This window comes from Streptomyces sp. NPDC045701 (assembly GCF_056432045.1).
In genome coordinates this window covers 74,073-94,230 of record NZ_JBWKJV010000006.1, presented here as the reverse complement: position 1 = coordinate 94,230, position 20,158 = coordinate 74,073, and the positions used below count along the sequence as shown (strand labels likewise).

Genomic DNA, 20,158 nt, shown 5'->3' with positions numbered 1-20,158 from the left:
GGAGGCCGGTTCCTCGGGAGAGGTCAGCTGACCGGGGCCGGCGCGGTACGGAGGATGGTGGCGACCGCCTCGTCCACCTGACGTTCGGTCAGGTCGGCCCGCGCGGTGAGCCGCAGGCGCGAGATGCCGTCCGGCACCGACGGCGGCCGGAAGCACCCCACCGCGAGGCCCCCGGCCCGGCAGTCGGCCGCCCACTTCACCGCCTGCTCCGGCGAGGGGGCCCGCACGGAGACGACGGCGGCGTCCGGCCGCACGGCGGTCAGGCCCGCCCCGGTCAGCCGCGCGTGCAGGGTGGCCGCCACCGCGCGCGCCCGGCCGGCCAGCCCCGGCTCGCCGCGCAGCAGGCGCAGGCTCGCCAGCGCCGCGCCCGCGGCGGCCGGGGCGAGGCCCGTGTCGAAGATGAACGTCCGGGCGGCGTTGACCAGGTGGTCGATCACCCGGGCGGGGCCGAGCACCGCCCCGCCCTGACTGCCCAGCGACTTGGAGAGGGTGAGCGTGGCGACCACGTCCGGGTCGCCCGCGAGCCCCGCCGCGTGCAGCGCGCCCCGCCCGCCCTCCCCCAGTACGCCGAGGCCGTGCGCGTCGTCGACCACCAGCGCCGCGCCGTGCGCCCGGCACGCCGCCGCGAGCCCGGCCAGCGGCGCCGCGTCCCCGTCGACGGAGAAGACCGAGTCCGTGACGGCGAGTGCCCGCCGCCCGGGGTGGGCCTCGAACGTCTTGGCGACGGCGTCCGGGTCGGCGTGCGGGACGACGGCAGTCTCGGCGCGCGAGAGCCGGCAGCCGTCCACGATCGAGGCGTGGTTGCCGGCGTCCGAGACGATCAGCGAGCCGCGCGAGCCCAGCGCGGTCAGGGCGGCGAGGTTGGCCGCGTACCCGGAGGAGAACACCAGCGCCGCCTCGAAACCGCAGAACGCGGCCAGTTCGCGCTCCAGCTCGGTGTGCAGCTCGGTGGTGCCGGTCACCAGCCGCGAACCGGTGGCGCCCGCGCCCCACCGGCGGGCCGCGCCGGCCGCCGCCGCGGTGATGTCCGGGTGGTGGGTGAGGCCGAGGTAGTCGTTGCTCGCCAGGTCCAGCAGGTCCGGCACGGGCGGCCGCGGGCGGAGCGTGCGGACGAGACCGGCGTCCGCGCGGCGGCGCGCCTCGGTGTCGATCCAGTCGAAGGGCGAGCCGACGGGCGGGGCGATCGGCCGGTCGAGCGGAGCCTGGGGCATGTCCGGTTCCCTTTTGTAGACAGCGAACAGACCCTAATAGTGGTGGGGCGGTACCGGAGTGTGGTTATACACACACTCGAAACCGGCTCTCCTGTGGAGTTCCTCCTTGGCCCCGGGCCGTGCCGTAGGCCAGGATCAGCGTCATGGACCTGCTGAACACGCTGGTGGACAAGGGGCTTCGGCGCGAGCTGCCGACCCGCGAAGAAGCGCTCGCCGTGCTGGCGACCTCGGACGACGAGCTGCTGGATGTGGTGGCCGCGGCCGGGAAGGTACGCCGTCAGTGGTTCGGGCGGCGGGTGAAGCTCAACTACCTGGTCAACCTCAAGTCCGGTCTGTGTCCCGAGGACTGTTCGTACTGCTCGCAGCGGCTCGGTTCCAAGGCGGAGATCCTCAAGTACACCTGGCTGAAGCCGGAGGAGGCGTCGAAGGCGGCGGCGGCCGGCGTCGCGGGCGGTGCCAAGCGGGTCTGCCTGGTGGCCAGCGGCCGCGGGCCCACGGACCGGGACGTCGACCGGGTGTCCAAGACCATCGAGGCCATCAAGGAGGAGAACGAGGGCGTCGAGGTCTGTGCCTGCCTCGGTCTGCTCTCGGACGGCCAGGCGGAGCGGCTGCGGTCGGCGGGGGCCGACGCGTACAACCACAACCTCAACACGTCCGAAGGGACGTACGGGGACATCACGACCACGCACACCTACGCGGACCGGGTCGACACGGTGCAGAAGGCGCACGCGGCCGGTCTGTCCGCCTGCTCCGGGCTGATCGCGGGCATGGGCGAGAGCGACGAGGACCTGGTCGACGTGGTCTTCGCGCTGCGTGAGCTGGACCCGGACTCGGTGCCGGTGAACTTCCTGATCCCCTTCGAGGGCACGCCGCTGGCCAAGGAGTGGAACCTCACCCCGCAGCGGGCGCTGCGCATCCTGGCGATGGTCCGGTTCGTCTGCCCGGACGTGGAGGTCCGGCTGGCGGGCGGGCGCGAGGTGCACCTGCGCACGCTCCAGCCGCTGGCCCTGCACCTGGCCAACTCGATCTTCCTGGGCGACTACCTCACCAGCGAGGGCCAGGCCGGCAAGGCGGACCTGGAGATGATCGCGGACGCCGGCTTCGAGGTGGAGGGCACGGACACCACCACGCTGCCTGGGCACCGCGCGGACGCCGCCTCCTGCGACACCGGCGGCGGCTGCGGCTCCGGCTCGGTGTGCGGTACGGAGGAGCCCGCGCCCGCCGCGGCGCCGGAGAGGGCCGACCAGGCGCGTACCGACCTGGTCGCCGTGCGGCGCCGGGGCGCCGGAACCGACCTCGCGCCCAATGCGTGAGGTCGACGCGGCCGAGCTGATCGCCCTGGACCGGGCACACGTCTGGCACCCGTACGGCCCCATGCCGGGCCGTACGGACCCGCTCGTCGTGGAGTCCGCCTCCGGGGTGCGGCTGCGGCTCGCCGCACCCGCGCAGGGACGGGACGAGCTGGTCGACGGCATGTCGTCGTGGTGGTCGGCCGTCCACGGCTACAACCACCCGGTGCTCAACGAGGCGGCGCGCCGCCAGCTGGACCGGATGAGCCATGTGATGTTCGGCGGTCTCACCCACGAGCCCGCCGTGCGCCTGGCCACCCGGCTGGTGGAGATCACGCCGGAGCCGCTGCGGCACGTCTTCCTCAGCGACTCGGGCTCGGTGGCCGTCGAGGTGGCCATCAAGATGTGCCTGCAGTACTGGCGGTCCGTCGGCCGCCCCGCCAAGCGGCGGCTGATGACCTGGCGCGGCGGCTACCACGGCGACACCTGGCAGCCCATGTCGGTGTGCGACCCCAAGGGCGGTATGCACGAGCTGTGGTCCGGGGCGCTGCCCCGGCAGCTGTTCGCGGGGCCGCCGCCGGCCGCGTACGAGGAGTCGTACGCCGAGGAGCTGCGGACGGCGGTCGGGCGGCACGCGGACGAGCTGGCCGCGGTGATCGTCGAGCCGGTGGTGCAGGGCGCGGGCGGCATGCGGTTCCACGACCCGGCGTACCTGCGGGTGCTGCGGGAGGCGTGCGACGAGCACGACGTCCTGCTCGTGTTCGACGAGATCGCCACGGGCTTCGGGCGGACGGGCACGCTGTTCGCGGCGGAGCACGCGGGGGTGGCACCCGACGTGATGTGTCTGGGCAAGGCCCTGACCGGCGGATACCTGTCGCTCGCTGCCACGCTGTGCACCCCGCGGGTGGCGGACGGCATCTCGCGGGGCGAGGTGCCGGTGCTGGCGCACGGGCCGACGTTCATGGGCAACCCGCTCGCCACCGCCGTGGCGTGCGCCTCGCTCGACCTGCTCCTCGGCCAGGACTGGGCTCGGGAGGTCAAGCGGATCGAGGCGGGGCTGCGCGACGGGCTGGCGCCGGCTTCCGCGCTGCCGGGGATCCGCGACGTGCGGGTGCTCGGCGCCATCGGCGTCGTACAGCTCGACCGTCCGGTGGACATGGCCGCCGCGACGGCGGCGGCGGTCCGCGAGGGTGTGTGGCTGCGGCCGTTCAGGGACCTGGTGTACGTCATGCCGCCGTACGTCACCGGTGATGACGATGTGGCACGGATCTGCCGCGGGGTGGTCGCGGCGGCGCGGGAGGGTTGAGATGTCGGTACTGGTGGTCAGCGGCACGGGCACGGAGATCGGCAAGACGGTCGTCACGGCGGCCCTGGCGGCGGTGGCGCGGGCGGCGGGACGGTCGGTGGCCGTGCTGAAGCCCGCGCAGACCGGGGTCGGCCCGGGCGAGCGGGGCGACGCCGACGAGGTGGTGCGGCTCGCCGGGGACGGGGTCGTCCCGGCCGAACTGGCCCGGTTCCCCGAGCCGTTGGCGCCGGGCACGGCCGCGCGGCGGGCCGGGATGGCGCCGGTCGGCCCCGGCGAGGTGGCGGACGCCGCGCGCAAGCTGGCGGCGGACCACGACCTGGTGCTGGTCGAGGGCGCGGGCGGGCTGCTCGTGCGGTACGACGAGGAGGGCGGCACGCTCGCCGACGCGGCCGTACTGCTGGACGCCCCCGTGCTGGTGGTGGCGCCCGCCGGGCTCGGCACGCTCAACATGGTGACGCTCACCGCCGAGGCGCTGCGGGCGCGCGGGCTGGTGCAGGCCGGTGTGGTCGTGGGCGACTGGCCGGACGAGCCGGGCCTCGCGGAGCGCTGCAACCTCGCGGACCTCCCCGAGGTGGCGGGCGCGCCCCTGCTCGGCGCGGTGCCCCGGGGCGCGGGGGCGCTGGCGCCGGACGCCTTCCGGGAGCGCGCGGCGGGGTGGCTCGCCCCGCCGCTCGGCGGCACGTGGGACGCGTCGGCGTTCGCCGCCGCCGTGGGCTGCTGATCGTGCGTGCTGTCGTCAGCGAAATCGTGTTCGACTGCGCCCACCCGGCGGCGCTGGTGCGTTTCTGGGCCGCGCTGCTGGGCGGCGAGCCGGTGGACCGGAGTGCCGACTGGTCGTACGTGGAGCCCCCCGGTTTCGTACGGGTGGCCTTCCAGCGCGTCCCGGAGGGCAAGGCCGCGAAGAACCGGCTCCATCTGGATCTGGCGGCCGGCGCCGTGGCGGACGCCACCGACGAGGCGGTCCGGCTCGGCGCGGAGCGGGTCGGGGGCGTCGTGACGGACGAACAGGGCGACTTCCAGGTGCTGCGCGACCCGGAGGGCAACGAGTTCTGCTTCGTGGCGGGCTGACGGGGGGACACTGTCGGTGTCCGGCCCTGGCTCCACTCCCCCGGGGCTGCTCCCCTTCGACCCCCTCTCCCCGGAGGTCCGCGATGCGGGACACCGTCCACCATCCGCTGTTCGCCCGGTGCTACGCCCGTATGAGCGTGGCCATGGACGCGAGGGGCGGGGTCGCCGCGCACCGGCGCGAGCTGCTGGCCGGGCTCTCCGGCCGGGTCATCGAGGTCGGCGCGGGCAACGGGCTGAACTTCGCGCACTACCCGGGCACCGTGTCGGAGGTCGTCGCGGTCGAACCGGAGCGGCTGCTGCGGCAGCTGGCCGCGACCGCGGGGTCGCGCGCCGAGGTGCCGGTGGACGTGGTGCCGGGGGTGGCGGAGGCGCTGCCGGTGAGGAGCGAGGGCTTCGACGCGGCGGTCGCGTCGCTGGTGCTGTGCACGGTGCGGGACCTGCCGCGGGCGCTGGCGGAGCTGCGGCGGGTGCTGCGGCCGGGCGGTGAGCTGCGGTTCTTCGAGCACGGGGTGGGCGAGGGGCGCGCCCTGGCGACGGTGCAGCGGACGCTCGACCGCACGGTGTGGCCGCAGCTGTTCGGGGGCTGTCACACGGCCCGCGACCCGCTGGCCGCGATCGCGGCGGCGGGGTTCGAGATCGTCACGTACCGCCGGATGAGGATTCCGGAGAGCGGCCCCGCGACACCGGCCTCGCCCTGCGTGATCGGCGTGGCGCGGCGACCGGACTGAGCGTCCCCCGGGCTCGGGCCGGGTGGGCCGGGCGCACTAGTGTGCGGTCATGAACGCGCACCCCTATCTTTCGCACCTGTTCTCGCTGGACGGCCGCGTCGCCCTGGTGACGGGCGGCAGCTCCGGCATCGGCCGGGCCGTCGCGGGCGCGCTCGCCCGGGCCGGGGCGAGCGTGGTGATCGTCGCCCGGCGGGAGGCGGAGCTGGCGGCCACGGTCGAGGAGTTGCTGGCGGACGGCTGCCGGGCCGCGTGGGTGAGCGGCGACCTCTCCACCCGTGCCGGGGTGCGGGCGGCGGCGGAGGAGGCGGCCGGGGTGTACGGCGAGCCCGACATCCTCGTGAACAGCGCCGGGATCAACCTCCGGCCGCCGATGGGCGAGGTGGGCGAGGACGTCTGGGACGCCACGATGGCGGTCAACCTGGAGGCCCCCTTCCTGCTGGGTGAGCGTTTCGGGCCGGGCATGGCCGAGCGGGGTTTCGGGCGGATCATCCACGTCACCTCGCAGCAGGCGCACCGGGCATTCGTCCGGAGCGGGGTGTACGGGGTGTCGAAGGGCGGCCTGGAGTCGCTGGCCCGTTCCCAGGCGGAGGCCTGGTCGCCCCACGGTGTCACGGCCAACACGCTGGTGCCCGGCTTCGTGCTGACCCCTCTCAACGCCCGGCTCCAGAAGGATCCGGAGACGGTCGCGGCGCTGGCCGCGCGGACGATGGTCGGGCGCAACGGGCTGGCGGACGACTTCGCGGGCGCGGCGGTGTTCCTGGCGAGCGCCGCCTCGGCGTACGTCACCGGGCAGGCGCTGTTCGTCGACGGCGGGTTGTCCGTGCACTGACGGTGCGCGGTGGGTGTGGGCGTTCCGGCACCGGCCGATCGCCTTGAGGCGGCGGCCGGTGCCGGAGGAGCAGGCGGCGCCGCTCCCGGCTCCCTCGCACCGGGCAGGGACGCGGCGGCCGGTGGCGGGTGGGGTCAGCGGCTCCAGCGGCGCAGCTCGGCGGCGATGGCCCGGACGTCCGCCTCGCCCGACTTGACGAGCCGGGCGAGGTCCCTGACCCGCTCGGGGGACGTGGCGACGTCCAGTCCGGAGGCGACGAGGTAGCCATACGCGACGGCGGAGGCGTACATGGCGTTGGAGTGCTCCAGCGCGGGCACGTGCAGCAGTAGTTGGAGCAGCGCGGCGGCCCGGGCGTGCGGGTCGCCGTAGACGGGGACGCCGAAGATCTCCGCCTCGTGCCGGCTCACGGCGGCCACCAGCGCGCCCCAGTCCGTGACGCGCGGGTCTCCCGGGGTCTGCTGCTCGGCGACCATGAGGAGCCAGGCGAGGTCGATCGAGAGGTTCATCCGAGCGGTGCGCCCGCCTTCGTCGTGTGGGTCATCGCTCGCCGGGCGCACCGCGGTCCGGGGCGCCGAACTCCTCGGCGAAGACGGACTCGTACCGCTTCATGAAGTCGGCCGCGGCCTCCACGAAGGCGCGGCCCGCCTCGCCCGCGTCCTGCTGGACGAGCTCCTCGATGTACCGGTTCACGCTGACGCCCCGCTGTCGCGCCCGGCGGCGGGCGGCCTCGGCGGTGACCTCGTCCACGCGTACGTTCAGCTGGGTCTTCGCCACCCCACCACGCTAGCGCGGCAGTGCTAGCACCAGCAAGACCCCGGCGGGGTCGTCCATCAGCGACGACCGGGACGGCGCGGAACGGCTGGTCGGCCGGGATTACGGCGCGGCGGGCGGCGCGCCGACGCCAGGTCCTGGATCGCGGCGAGCTCGCGCACCACACCTGGCGGGCGGCGGGCTACTCCGCCCAGCCCGAGTGGAGCCGGTGGGTCAGGCCCCCTCGATCCGCCCACCACGTGACCGCTTTGCTGATCCTTTACCATGGATGGGCCAGATACCCCCCGATCGGAAGGTGTGAGCGTCCGCCCATGGGCGAGCCTCCCAGTAGTAGCCGTAGCCGAGATCGCGCGTCCGTCCCCTCCGTGGCCGATCATGGAACGGAGGTGAACCGATGACCGAAGTGCTCCTGCTCCTGGTGGCGCTGTTGCTCTCGCTCGCGTGCGGCGCGTTCGTCGCGGCCGAGTTCTCGCTGACGACCGTCGAGCGCTCTGAACTCGAACGGGCCGTCGAGCGGGGTGAGCGCGGGGCGGCCGGCGCGCTCAAGGCCGTCCGGTCCCTCACCTTCCAGCTCTCCGGCGCCCAGCTCGGCATCACCGTCACCAACCTGGTCGTCGGCATGCTGTCCGAGCCGTCCATCGCCAAGCTCATCCGCGGCCCGCTCCAGGCCGTCGGCCTGTCGTCGTCCGTCGCGTCCTCGGTCGCGCTGGTCCTCGGCACGGCGCTGTCGACGGTCGTCCTGATGGTCGTCGGCGAACTCGTCCCGAAGAACTGGGCCATCTCCTCGCCGCTCGGGGTCGCCAAGGTCGTCGCCACGCCGCAGCGGATCTTCACCGCCGCGTTCAGGCCGCTGATCGGCCACCTCAACAACACGGCCAACCGGATCGTGCGCCGGCTCGGCATGGAGCCGGCCGAGGAGCTGGCCTCGGCGCGCAGCCCGCAGGAGCTGGTGGCACTGGCCCGCCACTCGGCGCGGGCGGGCGCCCTGGAGCCGGACACCGCCGAGCTGTTCGTCCGCACGCTGAACCTGGCGGAGCTGACCGCGGAGAACGTCATGACGCCGCGCGTCCAGGTCACCGCCCTGGAGGCGCAGGCCACCGCCGAGGACGTCGCGAACGCGACCCGCGCGACCGGCCTGTCCCGCTTCCCCGTCTACCGCAACAGCCTGGACTCGGTCATCGGCATCGCGCACATCAAGGACGTCCTGACGGTTCCGGCCGGGCAGCGGCACCGCAAGCCGGTCGCGGAGATCCTCCGCGAGCCGCTGCTCGTACCGGAGTCGCTGACCGTGGACCGGCTGCTGGACCGGCTGTCCGGCAAGACGACGATGGCCGTCGTCATAGACGAGTACGGCGGCACGGCCGGGGTCGTGACGCTGGAGGACATCGTCGAGGAAGTGGTCGGCGAGGTCCGCGACGAGCACGACCCGCACGAGACGCCGGATTTGGCCAAGGCCGGCGAGGACGCCGACGGGCGGGCCCTGTGGTCCGCGGACGGCGCCGCCCGGACCGACCAGCTGGAGACGATCGGGCTGCGTGTGCCGGACGGCCCGTACGAGACCCTCGCCGGGCTCGTCGCGACCGAGCTGGGCCGCATCCCGGCCGTCGGCGACAGCGTCGCCGTGGACGGCTGGCTGCTCGACGTGGTCGACGCCTCCGGACGCCGCGCCGCGCGGGTGATGCTGCACGCCCCGGCGGGCGGCCCGGACGCGGACCGCGACGGAGACGGAGACGGGCATGCGAGCGGCGCCGGCGGACGCCGGACCCGCGAGGGCGGGACGCGCCGGAGCGGCGCGCACCAGGGCGGGGAGGCCGGCCGATGACCGCGATCCAGTTGCTGATCGGCCTGCTGACGCTGGTGGTCAACGCCTTCTTCGTCGGCGCGGAGTTCGCCATGATCTCCGTGCGCCGCAGTCAGATCGAGCCCGAGGCGGAGGCCGGGAACCGGCGGGCGCTCAGCGTCATCTGGGGCTTGGAGCACGTCTCGGCGCTGCTCGCGGCGGCGCAGCTCGGCATCACGCTGTCCACCCTGGTGCTGGGCGTGGTCGCCGAGCCCGCCATCGCCCATCTGCTGGAGCCGGTGTTCGACACGGTCGGCATGCCGCACGGGCTGGTGCACCCGATCTCGTTCGTGATCGCGCTGTCGCTGGCCACGTACCTGCACATGCTGCTGGGCGAGATGGTGCCGAAGAACATCGCCCTGGCCGAACCGACGCGCACGGCGCTGCTGCTCGGCCCGCCGCTGGTGGCGCTGGCGCGGGCGCTGAAGCCGGTGATCTTCACGATCAACGCGTTCGCCAACGCCCTGCTGAAGCTGATGCGGGTGGAGACGCGGGACGAGGTGTCGGCCACCTTCTCGGACGACGAGCTGGCGCGGATGGTCACCGACGCCGGTGACGCCGGCCTGCTGGACGGCCGGGCGGCCGAGCGGCTGCACGACGCCCTGGAGCTGGGGCGCCGTCCGGTCCGCGACGTGGTGATGCCGGTGGAGCGGGTGCTGTACGCCCGGGTCGGCACCACGCCCGCGGAACTGGAGGCGCTGGCCGCCGAGTCCGGGTTCTCCCGCTTCCCGGTGGTCGACTCCACCCAGCGGATCCTGGGCTACCTGCACGTCAAGGACGCCCTGGACGCGACACCGCGCGACCTGCCCTTCCCGGTGTCGGCGATGCGCCCGATCGCCCGGGTCCGGGCGGCCACACCGCTGGACGACGTCCTGACCGCGATGCGGCGCAGCCGCACGCACCTGGCGGCCGTGCTGGACGACGACGGCAGGCTGGCCGGTCTCGTCACCATGGAGGACGTCCTGCGGGAGCTGGTGGGCCGCCCGGCCGGCTAGGTGGTGTCCGTGAAGTCTCGCCTGGCCCGCGACGCGCTTCGGGCGGACGCCGACACTTTCCGGAGGCTCCCTGGAAGGCGGTCGCGGAGGTCCAGGCGGTGACGACTCCGCGGTCCCCGGAGACGGTGAACCGCCGGTCGCCCGCGCCGTACCGCCCGTGGGCGAGAAGCAGCGGTTCACCGGCGGTGCCTTCGATGGCGGCGACGGTCCAGCCGGGGCAGGTGGGGACCGGGGTCGCGGGGTCGGCGCCGCGCAGCGCCTCCGCGAAGCGCCGGGCATGGTCCTCGACGGCGTCGCGGTACCGCTGGTGCCCCTCGTCCATACCGAGCCCGGACGGGACGCGCGGAAGCGCCTCCCGCCACGGTCCGTCCGGCTCGCGCAGCGCGCCGCCTGCCGGAAGAGCGCGTCCAGGCGGCGCCGGTCGGTGGGGGCGAGACGGTCCAGCGGGTACGCCGTGTGCCCCGTCCACCGCACGGCGGCGTCGGGGCCGGGCGCGTCGTCGGCGCACGTGTCGATGGCGGTCGGCAGAGGGGCGGGCGCCTCGGCCGGCGCCCGTTCAGTGCCTCGCTCCTCGGTGTTCGCCCTCCCCCTCCGGTCCCCTGCGGACCCGCCGGCCCTACGCGATACGATCGCTCCGCCATGGAGATGAATGCCACCTACAACAGTTTTGTCGCGGTCGGCGACAGCTTCACCGAGGGCATGTCCGACCTCCTGCCCGACGGTTCCTACCGCGGCTGGGCCGACCTGCTGGCGGCCCGCCTCGCCGCGCGTGCGCCCGGTTTCCGGTACGCCAACCTCGCCGTGCGCGGCAAGCTGATCGGCCAGATCGTCGACGAGCAGGTGGACCTGGCGGCGGCCATGAAGGCGGACGTCGTCACCCTGGTCGGCGGGCTGAACGACACCCTGCGCCCGAAGTGCGACATGGGCCGGGTGCGCGGCCTGCTGGAGGAGGCCGTGGAGCGGCTGGCCCCCTCCTGCGGGCAGCTGGTGCTGATGCGCAGCCCCGGCCGCAACGGCCCGGTCATGGAGCGCTTCCGCCCCCGCATGGAGGAGCTCTTCGCGTACATCGAGGACCTGGCGGCCCGGCACGGCGCCCTCGTCGTCGACCTGTACGGCGCCGAGGTCATGGGCGACCCCCGGCTGTGGGACCTGGACCGGCTGCATCTGACGGCGGAGGGCCACCGGCGGGTGGCCGAGGCCGTGTGGCAGGCCCTGGGCCTGGACGCGGAGGAGGACTGGCGGGCGCCGCTGCCGCCGACGGTGCCGACCGCCTGGCTGGCCCGGCGGATCGGCGACGTCCGGTTCGCCCGGCAGCACCTGGGCCCCTGGATAGGGCGGCGGCTGACCGGCCGGTCCTCCGGCGACGGACGGCCGGCCAAGCGGCCCGAACTGCTGCCGTACCTCCTCGACGACGAGGTCTCGCTGCCGTAGCGGCGCGGGCGCGAGCCGGCGGAGGCGCCTTCGTAGCAAGCCACAATCCGGGCCGCGGCGCCGACCTGCACAAACCGCCAGTAGAATCCGGTCATGTGACTGCTGTGTCTGCGAAGCCTCGCATCCCCAACGTCCTGGCCGGCCGCTACGCCTCCGCGGAGCTTGCCGTCCTGTGGTCCCCCGAGCAGAAGGTGAAGCTGGAGCGCCAACTGTGGCTCGCGGTGCTGCGTGCCCAGCGGGACCTCGGGATCGAGGTGCCGGAGGGCGCGCTCGCCGACTACGAGCGGGTCCTCGACCAGGTCGACCTGGCGTCGATCGCGGAGCGCGAGAAGGTCACCCGCCATGACGTGAAGGCGCGGATCGAGGAGTTCAACGCGCTGGCGGGCCACGAGCAGGTCCACAAGGGCATGACCTCGCGCGACCTCACCGAGAACGTCGAGCAGCTGCAGATCCGGCTGTCGCTGGAGCTGATGCGCGACCGCACGGTGGCCGTGCTGGCCCGGCTGGGCAAGCTGGCGGGCGAGTACGGCGAGCTGGTCATGGCGGGGCGCTCGCACAACGTCGCCGCCCAGGCCACGACGCTCGGCAAGCGTTTCGCGACCGCGGCGGACGAGCTGCTGGTGGCGTACGCGCGGCTGGAGGAGCTGCTGGGCCGCTACCCGCTGCGCGGCATCAAGGGCCCGGTCGGCACCGCGCAGGACATGCTGGACCTGCTGGGCGGCGACGCCGCGAAGCTGGCGGAGCTGGAGCAGCGGATCGCCGGCCACCTGGGCTTCGCCCACGCCTTCACCTCGGTCGGCCAGGTCTACCCGCGCTCCCTCGACTACGAGGTCGTCACCGCGCTGGTCCAGCTGGCGGCGGCGCCCTCGTCGCTGGCGAAGACGATCCGGCTGATGGCCGGGCACGAACTGGTCACCGAGGGCTTCAAGCCCGGCCAGGTCGGCTCCTCCGCGATGCCGCACAAGATGAACACCCGCTCCTGCGAGCGCGTCAACGGCCTGATGGTCATTCTGCGCGGCTACGCGTCGATGACCGGCGAGCTGGCGGGCGACCAGTGGAACGAGGGCGACGTGTCGTGCTCGGTGGTCCGGCGCGTGGCGCTGCCCGACGCGTTCTTCGCGCTGGACGGGCTGCTGGAGACGTTCCTCACGGTGCTGGACGAGTTCGGTGCCTTCCCGGCGGTCGTCGCCCGGGAGCTCGACCGCTACCTGCCGTTCCTCGCCACCACGAAGGTGCTGATGGCGTCGGTGCGTGCCGGGGTGGGCCGCGAGGTGGCGCACGAGGCCATCAAGGAGAACGCGGTCGCGTCGGCGCTGGCCATGCGGGAGCGGGGTGCCGAGCGCAACGAGCTCCTCGACAAGCTCGCCGCCGACGAGCGGCTGCCGCTGGACCGGGCGCAGCTCGACGCGGCGATGGCGGACAAGCTGTCGTTCACGGGTGCCGCCGCCGACCAGGTCGGTGCGGTGGTCGCCCGGATCGAGGAGATCGCCAAGCAGCACCCGGAGGCCGCCGCCTACGCGCCGGGTGCGATCCTCTGACCCGGGGCACACGACCCGTATGACACCTCAGGAACTCCGGGCCGCCCGCGACCGCATCGTCCCCGATGTGATCGCGGGCGGCCTGTCCGTACTGTTCTGCGGCATCAACCCCGGCCTGATGTCCGCCGCGACGGGGCACCACTTCGCCCGGCCCGGCAACCGCTTCTGGCCGGTGCTGCACCGCTCCGGTTTCACCCCGCGGCAATTGCGTCCGTCCGAGCAGGAGGAGCTCCTGACGTACGGGCTCGGCATCACCAACGTCGTCGCGCGGGCGAGCGCGCGGGCCGACGAGCTGAGTGACGAGGAGTTCCGCGAGGGCGGCCGGCTGCTGGCGCTCAAGGTGGAGCGGCTGCGCCCGCGCTGGCTGGCGGTGGCGGGGATCACCGCGTACCGGACGGCCTTTCAGGACCCCAAGGCGCGGATCGGGCCGCAGGAACGGACGATCGGCGACACCCGGATCTGGGCGCTGCCCAACCCCAGCGGGCTGAACGCGCACTGGACGCTGGAGACCATGGCGGAGGAGTTCGCCCGGCTGCGGGAGGCGGCGCGGGAGGAGCGCGGGTAGCGGACGGTCGCCGTGCGGCGGCTCGGTCACGATGCCGGGCCCGCCCGTCGCGCCGGCGGTCCCGCCGTACCGGGTCCCGGCGGTGCGCCCGTCACGGCGCGGGCTCCGGCGGCGGGCCGGCCGCTCAGGGCGGGTCGATCTCCGTGACGGCGGCGACCAGCTGGAAGGGCAGCTCCTTGTCCCACTGGGAGACGCCCAGGACTATCCAGTGCCCGTCCGCCCGCCAGAGGTGGACGTCCGGCACGGACCGGCTGAGCGCGTCCCACGGCTCGGGTATCTCCTCGCCGGACCAGCGCCGGTCGAGCACCGACCACAGGCTGAACACCTGCGGTTCCCCCCAGCGGGCCGTGAGCAGCACCGCGAGGGCGTCCCGCTCCGCCTCGTACTGGTCCTCGACGCTCTCGCGTCGCGTACCGTCGTCCGCCCAGAAGTCCTCGCTCGTGGTGAGTTCGACGAGGTGGTAACCGATCCCGCTGTGGCCCGTGCCCGTTCCGCCGGACTCCCGCGGGAAGGGGCGGGAGCGCAGCTGATCGATCGTCGCCAGATGCCGTGCGGTGGTCATGGCTCCAGTAAAGCCCCCGCCACTGACAATTGGCGTTCCGTCAGGTGCCCGCGAGGGGCCCGTCCCCGGGGTCGCCGGCGCCGGCCCCGGGCGAGGGGTGTGACAACCCGGCCGGGTCATTGAGTACCATCCGGCAGACATGCGTTCTAGCTGGGAGGACACACGGTGAGCCGGCTGACCGGCGGGGACCCGTCGCTGTTGCGACGGATCAATTCCGCGGTGGTACTCCATGCGCTGCGGGGCGCCGACGCGCGCACGCTCACCGACCTCACCCGGATCACCGGGCTGTCCCGGCCGACCGTCGAAGGGGTGGTCGAGGGGCTTATCGGTACGGGTCTGGTGGTCGAGGCGGCGCCCGAGGAGGGCGAGGCCAGGCGGCAGGGGCGGCCGGCGCGGCGGTTCCGGTTCCGCGCGGAGGCGGGCCATCTGCTGGGCATCGAGATCGGTCCGCACCGGGTGGCGGCCCTGATGTCGGGGCTGGACGGGCGGATCATCGGCGCCGGTTCCCGGGCGGTGCAGGAGACGGCGTCGGCGGACGAGCGGCTGGAGCGGGTACGGGCCGTGGTGGCGGACGTGCTGCGGCGCACCGGAGTCGCGCGCGGCAGCCTGCGGGCGGTGGGCGTCGGGACGCCCGGGATCGTGGAGGCGGACGGGACCGTACGGCTCGGCACGGCGCTGCCCGGCTGGACGGGGCTGGCGCTGGGCGAGCGGCTGCGGCGGTCGTTCAGGTGCCCGGTGCTGGTCGAGAACGACGCCAACGCGGCGGCGGTGGCCGAGCAGTGGAAGGGCGCGGCGACCGATTCGGACGACATCGTCTTCGTGCTCGCCGGGCTGAGTCCCGGGGCCGGTTCGCTGATCGGCGGGCGGCTGCACCGGGGGTTCGGCGGGGCGGCCGGGGAGATCGGCGCGCTGCACCTGCTGGGGCAGGGCGCGACGCCGGAGACACTGCTGTCGACCACGGACGAGCCCCTGCACCCGCTGGACGAGCAGGCGGTGGCGGAGGTGTTCGCGCTGGCCCGGAAGGGGGACGCGCGGGCCCGGGCGGCGGTGGACCGTTTCATCCAGCGGCTGGTGCACGACGTGGCGGCACTGGTGCTGGCGCTCGATCCCGAGCTGGTGGTGGTCGGCGGCTGGGCGGCGGGGCTGGACGGGGTGCTCCAGCCGTTGCGGGACGAGCTGGCGCGGTTCTGTCTGCGCCCGCCCCGGGTGGCGCTGTCGCTGCTGGGCGAGGCGGCGGTGGCGACGGGTGCGCTGCGGCTGGCGCTCGACCACGTGGAGGAGCAGCTGTTCGCGGTCGAGGGTACGGTGACGGCCCGCCGCTGAACGACGGGCCGGGCACGGCCGGGGGGCGGGTCAGGAGGCGATGCCGAAGTCGCCGGCGTCCCCGAAGGTCAGGCGGCAGGTGTCGGCCCGGTAGGTGGCGACGGAGACGGCGGCGGTGCGGCCGTCCGTCAGGTACCGGGTGGTGACGACAAGGACGGGCGCGCCGGGCAGCCGGTCGAGCTCCCTGGCGTCGTCCGCGCGGGCGGAGCCGAGCTCCACGGCGCGGTCCTGGCCCTCCAGGGTGAGCCGCTGCAGTTCGCGCAGTACGCCGCGGGCGCGGGCCGGTCCCGACGGGGCGTCGATGGCGGTGAGGTCCGGCACCGAGCGGGCGGGGACGTACAGCTGCTCGGCGGCGACGGCCTGACCATGCGTCACGCGCAGCCGCCGCACGGTGTGCACCGGCTCGTCGGCGCCCCGGTCGAGGTCGAGGAGGCGGGCCACCGCGGCGGGCGGGGCGGCCAGCGCGCAGTCGACGGGCTGCCAGGTCTCCTCGCCGGCGCCGGGCCACTGCGCCTGCGTGGTGGAGACGTCCACGCCCACGCGGGGCGGTGCGACGGTGGTGCCGACACCTCGGCGGCGCTGGAGGCGGCCCTCCAGCTCCAGCTGCTCCAGCGCCTGACGGAGCGTGGCGCGGGCGACGCCGAAACGGGCGGCCAGTTCACGCTCGTTGGGCAGGATCTCCCCCACGGAGAAATCCGTGTCCAGTGCTTCGCCGATCACGGTCTTCAGGTGCCAGTACTTGGGCTCCGGCACCGATTCCAGCTGCGTGGTCCCCACCCTGATCCTCCGCAATCGCCGGACTCCCGGCGGCTTTCCGTGCCTTGTTTATTAAAGGTTCCTGCACTAACCCCTGCGACCATAGGACGGCACACACCCTTGGTCAAGACCAATCGTCGGCCGGTCACGCTGCGGAGTCGACCCCTGTCGCGGAGCGTTCACAGGCTGTTCGCGCAGGCCACGGGCGCATGAGAGGGGCCCCGCGTCCGGAGGGACGCGGGGCCCGGCGATGTTCTCTTGCGCGGGTCAGGGCCGGAGAGAAGAGAGTTTGTCCGGATTCCGCACGATGTAGATGCGCTGGATCCGGCCGTCCGCGACATCGACCTGAAGCAGCGTCTCGGGGTCCCCGCCGGCCAGGACGAGCACGGCGGGAGCGCCGTTGACCTCGACGGTGCGGAACGCGGCGCCCGCGGTGGTCCCTGCGGCGACGGCGCACATGAACCGGCCGATCTTGTCGGCGGTCTCCATGACGCGCAGCGGTGCCTTGGCCTTGCCGCCGCTGTCGCTGATGAGCCGTACGTCGGGGGCGAGCAGCGCCAGCAGCCCCTCCAGGTCGCCGCCGGCCGCCGCGGCGAGGAAGCGTTCGGTCAGGTCACGACGCTCCGCCGGGTCGACGGCGTAGCGGGGCCTGCCCTCGTCCACATGGCGGCGGGCCCGGCCCGCGAGTTGCCGTACGGCGGCCTCCGACCGGTCGAGGGTGGCCGCGATCTCCCCGTACGGGAAGCCGAAGGCCTCGCGCAGCACGAACACCGCCCGCTCCAGCGGGGAGAGGGTCTCCAGGACGACCAGGACGGCGAGCGACACGGAGTCGGCGAGCACCGCGCGCTCGGCGGTGTCGGGGACAGTCGGGCCGAAGTCGGTGACGACCGGCTCGGGGAGCCAGGGGCCGATGTACGCCTCGCGGCGGGCCTGCGCCTGGCGGAGCCGGTCGATGGCGAGCCGGGTGGTGACGCGCACGAGGTAGGCGCGGGGCTCGCGGATGTCCGAGCGCTCGGCGGCGGACCAGCGCAGCCACGCCTCCTGCACCACGTCCTCGGCGTCGGCGACGCGGCCGAGCATCCGGTAGGCCACCCCGGTCAGGACGGGCCGGTGCGCCTCGAAGAGCCCGGCGGTGTCGTCGGCGTCCGTGCCGGGTGCTGTCCCCATGTCCGTTGCCACCGCCCCATCATGCGCCACGCGCCGCGACCCGGGCGGCCCGCCCCCCGACTCGCTTTCGCCCGGGGGCCGTCGGCGGTGACGCGGCGTCCGGTGGTCATCCCACGTGCCGGCCTCCGGGGCGTTCGGTCCGCGCGGGGCCACCGGCCCGCGCGGGACGCCGGTCGCCGGCCGTGAGGTCCCGCGCGCGTACACCGTCCCCGGGCCGGTCGTCGCCCTCGCGCGGGGCGTCGGCGACCGGCTGCCGCCGCACCGGCGGGAGGTCCGCGCGGAGCGGGTCGTTCTCGTGGAGCGGAGCCGTCGAGGGGGTGGGGGTGCGCCGCCCGAGGACGCCCGAGCCGAGCGCGACGCCCGCGCCGACCAGTGCGCTGCCGACGCCCTGGGCGAGTCCGTAGGACCCGGTGGCGACGAGGGGCGCGGTCATCGCCGCGGACACCGGGATGAGCCCGGAGAACAGGGTCGCGCGCTCGGCCCCGATCCGCTGGACGCCCATGTACCAGCAGACGAACCCGACGACCGTGACGACCGCCGCCTGCCACAGCAGCGCGACCGTCTCCTGCCCGGTCGGTACGCGCATCATGGCGGTGCCGTCCATCAGCAGCCCCGCGACGGCCGACTCGAGCGCGGCGACGCAGCACACGGTGGCCGACAGCAGCTTGGGGCCGAGCGGCTTCAGGACCGGGACGGCCAGGACGGCGAAGCCGACCTCGCCCACCAGGGCCCCCACCGACCAGGCGATCCCCGCCAGGTCGGTACGCCCCCAGCCCTGCACGGTGAACGCCCCGGCGGCGACGAGGAGCGCCCCGTACAGCACCGGCCGGGTGGGCCGCCGACCGTCGATTGCGGGCACCAGCACGGCGACCACCACGGGCGCGCAGCCGACGAACACGCCGGGGATGGCGGGTTCCGCGGTGCGCTCGGCGGCGAGGACCGCCAGGTTGAACCCGACCATCCCCACTGCGGCGAGCACCGCGACCCGCCCCCACTGGCGGGGCGTCAGCGCCCGTACGGCGGTGGCCGCGCCCCGTCCCACGAGTGGCAGCAGCAGGAGGAGGGCCAGGCCGTAGCGGATCGCCTGCCCTCCCGCGTACGGATAGTCGCCGAGCACGCTGTTGGCGGTGAAGGACGCTCCGACGAGGACACAGGCGAAGGCCGCGAGCGACATGCCGCGGATCCGGTTGGGGTTCATGGAGTCGACGCTAGGCGGGGGCGGTGGTCCCGTTGAGGGCCACTTTCCCCCCGGGTTCGGGGACCACTTCGCGGGGCGGGGGCTCCGGGACGGGTCCGGGGACGCCCGTCCGTCAGGCGCCTTAAGGTCGGGAGCATGACGGACGAGTGGGGCGGGGGCGCCTGGGAGCTGCTGGTGCCGGCGGTCGCGGCGCCGCCCAGGCGGCGGGGCCGGATGCTCCAGTCGGCGCTGCGCGACGCGGTCAGGTCAGGGCGGCTCGCGGCCGGGACACGGCTGCCGTCGAGCCGGGAGCTGGCGGCCGACCTCGGGGTCTCCCGGGGGCTCGTGACCGAGGCGTACGAGCAGTTGACGGCCGAGGGCTACCTCCGCAGCGACCGGGGCGCCGGCACCTGGGTGGGCGACGCGGTGCGGCGGGCCGTGCCCGTCGCGCGGGACCTGGCCCCGGGGACGGCGGGCGCCCTGGTCGACTTCCGTCCCGGCACACCGGACCTGTCGCTGTTCCCCCGTACCGCCTGGGGGGCCGCGCAGAAGGCCGCCCTGTCCCGGCTGCCGCACCGGGCGCTGGGGTACCCCGACCCGCGCGGGCTGCCGGAGCTGCGGACGGCGCTGGCCGCGCTGCTGGCCCGACGGCGCGGGGTGGTGGCCGACCCGGAGCGGGTGGTGGTGTGCTCGGGCGTGTCGCAGGCGATGACGCTGCTCGGCTTCGTGCTCCGCGCCCGGGGTCTGCGGGCCCTGGGCGTCGAGGACCCGGGCAGCCCGGAACCCACCGCGCTCTTCGCCTCGGCGGGGCTGCGCACCGTGCCCCTGCCGCTGGACGCGGAGGGGCTCGCCCCGGCGCCGCTGGCCGCGTCCGGGCTGCGGGCCGTGGTCACCACCCCCGCCCACCAGTTCCCCTCGGGGATCGGCTACTCCGCCCGGCGCCGCGCCGGTCTCCTCGACTGGGCGCGCGCGGTGGACGGCTACCTCATCGAGGACGACTACGACGGCGACTTCCGCTACGACCGCGCTCCGGTGGGCGCGCTCCAGGGCCTCGACCCCGAGCGCGTCGTGTACACCGGCTCGGTCAGCAAGTCCCTGGCGCCCGGGCTGCGGCTGGGCTGGATGCTGGTCCCCGACGCGCTCGCCGACGAGGTCGTCGAGCGCAAGCGCACCATGGACCTGGGCAATCCGTCGCTCGACCAGGCCGTGCTCGCCCACTTCGTCACGAGCGGGGGCTACGACCGCCACCTGCGTCGCTGCCGGCGCGCCTACCGGGAGCGGCGGGACGCGCTCATCGCCGCTCTGGCGGAGCACCTTCCCGGTACGGAGGTGAGCGGCATCGCGGCCGGTCTCCACGTCATCGCGCGCGTGCCGGGACGTTGTGCGCCGGGCGCGCCGGAGGCGGTGTTCCTGGCGCGGGCCGCCCGGGCGGGCGTGGCGCTGCGGCCGCTCAGCGAGTACGGGTCGGCGCGGCCCGACGACGCGGACGTCCGGCTGGTGCTCGGCTACGCCCACCTGGCGCCGGCCGAGATCGCGCGGGGCGTACGGCTGATGGCGCTCGCCCAGCGGAACTGAGTCCGGCCGCCCGGCCGGGAACGGAGG

The 20,158-nt window shown here is 74.7% G+C and carries 21 protein-coding genes and 1 pseudogene; 14 read left to right on the top strand and 8 right to left on the bottom strand.

The features are described from left to right. Nucleotides 1-23: 23 nt before the first annotated feature. The gene (locus AC07DW_RS09810; protein WP_478857111.1) at nucleotides 24-1,211 is read right to left on the bottom strand and encodes an 8-amino-7-oxononanoate synthase; all 1,188 of its coding nucleotides are present in this window, start codon (nucleotides 1,209-1,211) and stop codon (nucleotides 24-26) included. Between the two features lie 143 nt (nucleotides 1,212-1,354). On the opposite strand from AC07DW_RS09810, the gene bioB reads away from it, so the two are divergent. From bioB to AC07DW_RS09780, 6 genes are all read left to right on the top strand, one after another. Then, nucleotides 1,355-2,524 (top strand): biotin synthase BioB, encoded by a 1,170-nt coding sequence (bioB, locus tag AC07DW_RS09805; protein WP_478857110.1) that lies wholly within the window; start codon nucleotides 1,355-1,357, stop codon nucleotides 2,522-2,524. Beyond that, the gene (locus tag AC07DW_RS09800) at nucleotides 2,517-3,806 is read left to right on the top strand and encodes an adenosylmethionine--8-amino-7-oxononanoate transaminase (protein WP_478857109.1); all 1,290 of its coding nucleotides are present in this window, start codon (nucleotides 2,517-2,519) and stop codon (nucleotides 3,804-3,806) included. Before bioB ends, AC07DW_RS09800 begins: the two co-directional genes overlap by 8 nt. Nucleotide 3,807: 1 nt before the next feature. Next, nucleotides 3,808-4,527, top strand: coding sequence for a dethiobiotin synthase (bioD, locus tag AC07DW_RS09795; protein ID WP_478857108.1), 720 nt, complete (start codon nucleotides 3,808-3,810; stop codon nucleotides 4,525-4,527). A 2-nt stretch (nucleotides 4,528-4,529) separates the two neighbouring features. Then, nucleotides 4,530-4,874: a VOC family protein gene (locus tag AC07DW_RS09790; RefSeq protein WP_478857107.1), complete on the top strand. Its 345-nt coding sequence runs from the start codon at nucleotides 4,530-4,532 to the stop codon at nucleotides 4,872-4,874. Nucleotides 4,875-4,957: 83 nt separating this feature from the next. Then, a complete protein-coding gene (locus tag AC07DW_RS09785; protein WP_478857106.1) occupies nucleotides 4,958-5,602 on the top strand; it encodes a class I SAM-dependent methyltransferase in 645 nt (214 codons plus the stop codon). A 49-nt stretch (nucleotides 5,603-5,651) separates the two neighbouring features. Then, nucleotides 5,652-6,431: an SDR family NAD(P)-dependent oxidoreductase gene (locus tag AC07DW_RS09780; RefSeq protein WP_478857105.1), complete on the top strand. Its 780-nt coding sequence runs from the start codon at nucleotides 5,652-5,654 to the stop codon at nucleotides 6,429-6,431. A gap of 134 nt (nucleotides 6,432-6,565) precedes the next feature. Here AC07DW_RS09780 and AC07DW_RS09775 read toward each other — a convergent pair whose 3' ends face one another. Further along, nucleotides 6,566-6,937: a fic family toxin-antitoxin system, toxin component gene (locus AC07DW_RS09775; RefSeq protein WP_478857104.1), complete on the bottom strand. Its 372-nt coding sequence runs from the start codon at nucleotides 6,935-6,937 to the stop codon at nucleotides 6,566-6,568. A gap of 31 nt (nucleotides 6,938-6,968) precedes the next feature. Beyond that, nucleotides 6,969-7,205 (bottom strand): antitoxin, encoded by a 237-nt coding sequence (locus AC07DW_RS09770; RefSeq protein WP_478857103.1) that lies wholly within the window; start codon nucleotides 7,203-7,205, stop codon nucleotides 6,969-6,971. Between the two features lie 108 nt (nucleotides 7,206-7,313). On the opposite strand from AC07DW_RS09770, the pseudogene AC07DW_RS09765 reads away from it, so the two are divergent. From AC07DW_RS09765 to AC07DW_RS09755, 3 genes and pseudogenes are all read left to right on the top strand, one after another. Next, nucleotides 7,314-7,420: pseudogene (locus tag AC07DW_RS09765) on the top strand (GNAT family N-acetyltransferase); the annotation flags it as partial. A 176-nt stretch (nucleotides 7,421-7,596) separates the two neighbouring features. After that, the gene (locus AC07DW_RS09760; protein WP_478857102.1) at nucleotides 7,597-9,024 is read left to right on the top strand and encodes a hemolysin family protein; all 1,428 of its coding nucleotides are present in this window, start codon (nucleotides 7,597-7,599) and stop codon (nucleotides 9,022-9,024) included. After that, the gene (locus tag AC07DW_RS09755; protein WP_478857101.1) at nucleotides 9,021-10,037 is read left to right on the top strand and encodes a hemolysin family protein; all 1,017 of its coding nucleotides are present in this window, start codon (nucleotides 9,021-9,023) and stop codon (nucleotides 10,035-10,037) included. The genes AC07DW_RS09760 and AC07DW_RS09755 overlap by 4 nt, the downstream gene beginning before the upstream one ends. Here the strand turns inward: AC07DW_RS09755 and AC07DW_RS09750 are convergent. Beyond that, nucleotides 9,988-10,359, bottom strand: coding sequence for a maleylpyruvate isomerase N-terminal domain-containing protein (locus tag AC07DW_RS09750; RefSeq protein ID WP_478857100.1), 372 nt, complete (start codon nucleotides 10,357-10,359; stop codon nucleotides 9,988-9,990). The genes AC07DW_RS09755 and AC07DW_RS09750 overlap by 50 nt on opposite strands. A 317-nt stretch (nucleotides 10,360-10,676) precedes the next feature. Here AC07DW_RS09750 and AC07DW_RS09745 point away from each other — a divergent pair, with 317 nt between their 5' ends. From AC07DW_RS09745 to mug, 3 genes are all read left to right on the top strand, one after another. Continuing rightward, nucleotides 10,677-11,468 (top strand): SGNH/GDSL hydrolase family protein, encoded by a 792-nt coding sequence (locus AC07DW_RS09745; RefSeq protein WP_478857099.1) that lies wholly within the window; start codon nucleotides 10,677-10,679, stop codon nucleotides 11,466-11,468. A 95-nt stretch (nucleotides 11,469-11,563) separates the two neighbouring features. After that, nucleotides 11,564-13,006 (top strand): adenylosuccinate lyase, encoded by a 1,443-nt coding sequence (gene purB, locus AC07DW_RS09740; protein WP_478857098.1) that lies wholly within the window; start codon nucleotides 11,564-11,566, stop codon nucleotides 13,004-13,006. 19 nt (nucleotides 13,007-13,025) lie between these two features. After that, on the top strand, nucleotides 13,026-13,571 hold the full coding sequence (gene mug, locus AC07DW_RS09735) for a G/U mismatch-specific DNA glycosylase (RefSeq protein ID WP_478857097.1): 546 nt from the start codon (nucleotides 13,026-13,028) through the stop codon (nucleotides 13,569-13,571). 124 nt (nucleotides 13,572-13,695) lie between these two features. Here the strand turns inward: mug and AC07DW_RS09730 are convergent, their stop codons facing one another. Beyond that, entirely contained in the window at nucleotides 13,696-14,133 is a 438-nt protein-coding gene (locus tag AC07DW_RS09730) for a hypothetical protein (protein WP_478857096.1), read from the bottom strand. A 165-nt stretch (nucleotides 14,134-14,298) separates the two neighbouring features. On the opposite strand from AC07DW_RS09730, the gene AC07DW_RS09725 reads away from it, so the two are divergent. After that, a complete protein-coding gene (locus AC07DW_RS09725) occupies nucleotides 14,299-15,456 on the top strand; it encodes an ROK family transcriptional regulator (protein ID WP_478857095.1) in 1,158 nt (385 codons plus the stop codon). A gap of 30 nt (nucleotides 15,457-15,486) precedes the next feature. Here AC07DW_RS09725 and AC07DW_RS09720 read toward each other — a convergent pair whose 3' ends face one another. From AC07DW_RS09720 to AC07DW_RS09710, 3 genes are all read right to left on the bottom strand, one after another. After that, complete coding sequence (locus tag AC07DW_RS09720; protein WP_478857094.1) at nucleotides 15,487-16,233, bottom strand: GntR family transcriptional regulator; 747 nt, start codon at nucleotides 16,231-16,233, stop codon at nucleotides 15,487-15,489. A 246-nt stretch (nucleotides 16,234-16,479) separates the two neighbouring features. Next, a complete protein-coding gene (locus tag AC07DW_RS09715) occupies nucleotides 16,480-17,379 on the bottom strand; it encodes an RNA polymerase sigma-70 factor (RefSeq protein WP_478857266.1) in 900 nt (299 codons plus the stop codon). Nucleotides 17,380-17,485: 106 nt separating this feature from the next. After that, nucleotides 17,486-18,577: a DMT family transporter gene (locus tag AC07DW_RS09710; RefSeq protein ID WP_478857093.1), complete on the bottom strand. Its 1,092-nt coding sequence runs from the start codon at nucleotides 18,575-18,577 to the stop codon at nucleotides 17,486-17,488. A 135-nt stretch (nucleotides 18,578-18,712) separates the two neighbouring features. Between AC07DW_RS09710 and pdxR the strand changes: the two genes are divergently transcribed. Continuing rightward, nucleotides 18,713-20,131, top strand: a complete 1,419-nt coding sequence (gene pdxR, locus AC07DW_RS09705) for a MocR-like pyridoxine biosynthesis transcription factor PdxR (RefSeq protein ID WP_478857092.1) — start codon at nucleotides 18,713-18,715, stop codon at nucleotides 20,129-20,131. Nucleotides 20,132-20,158: the final 27 nt, after the last annotated feature.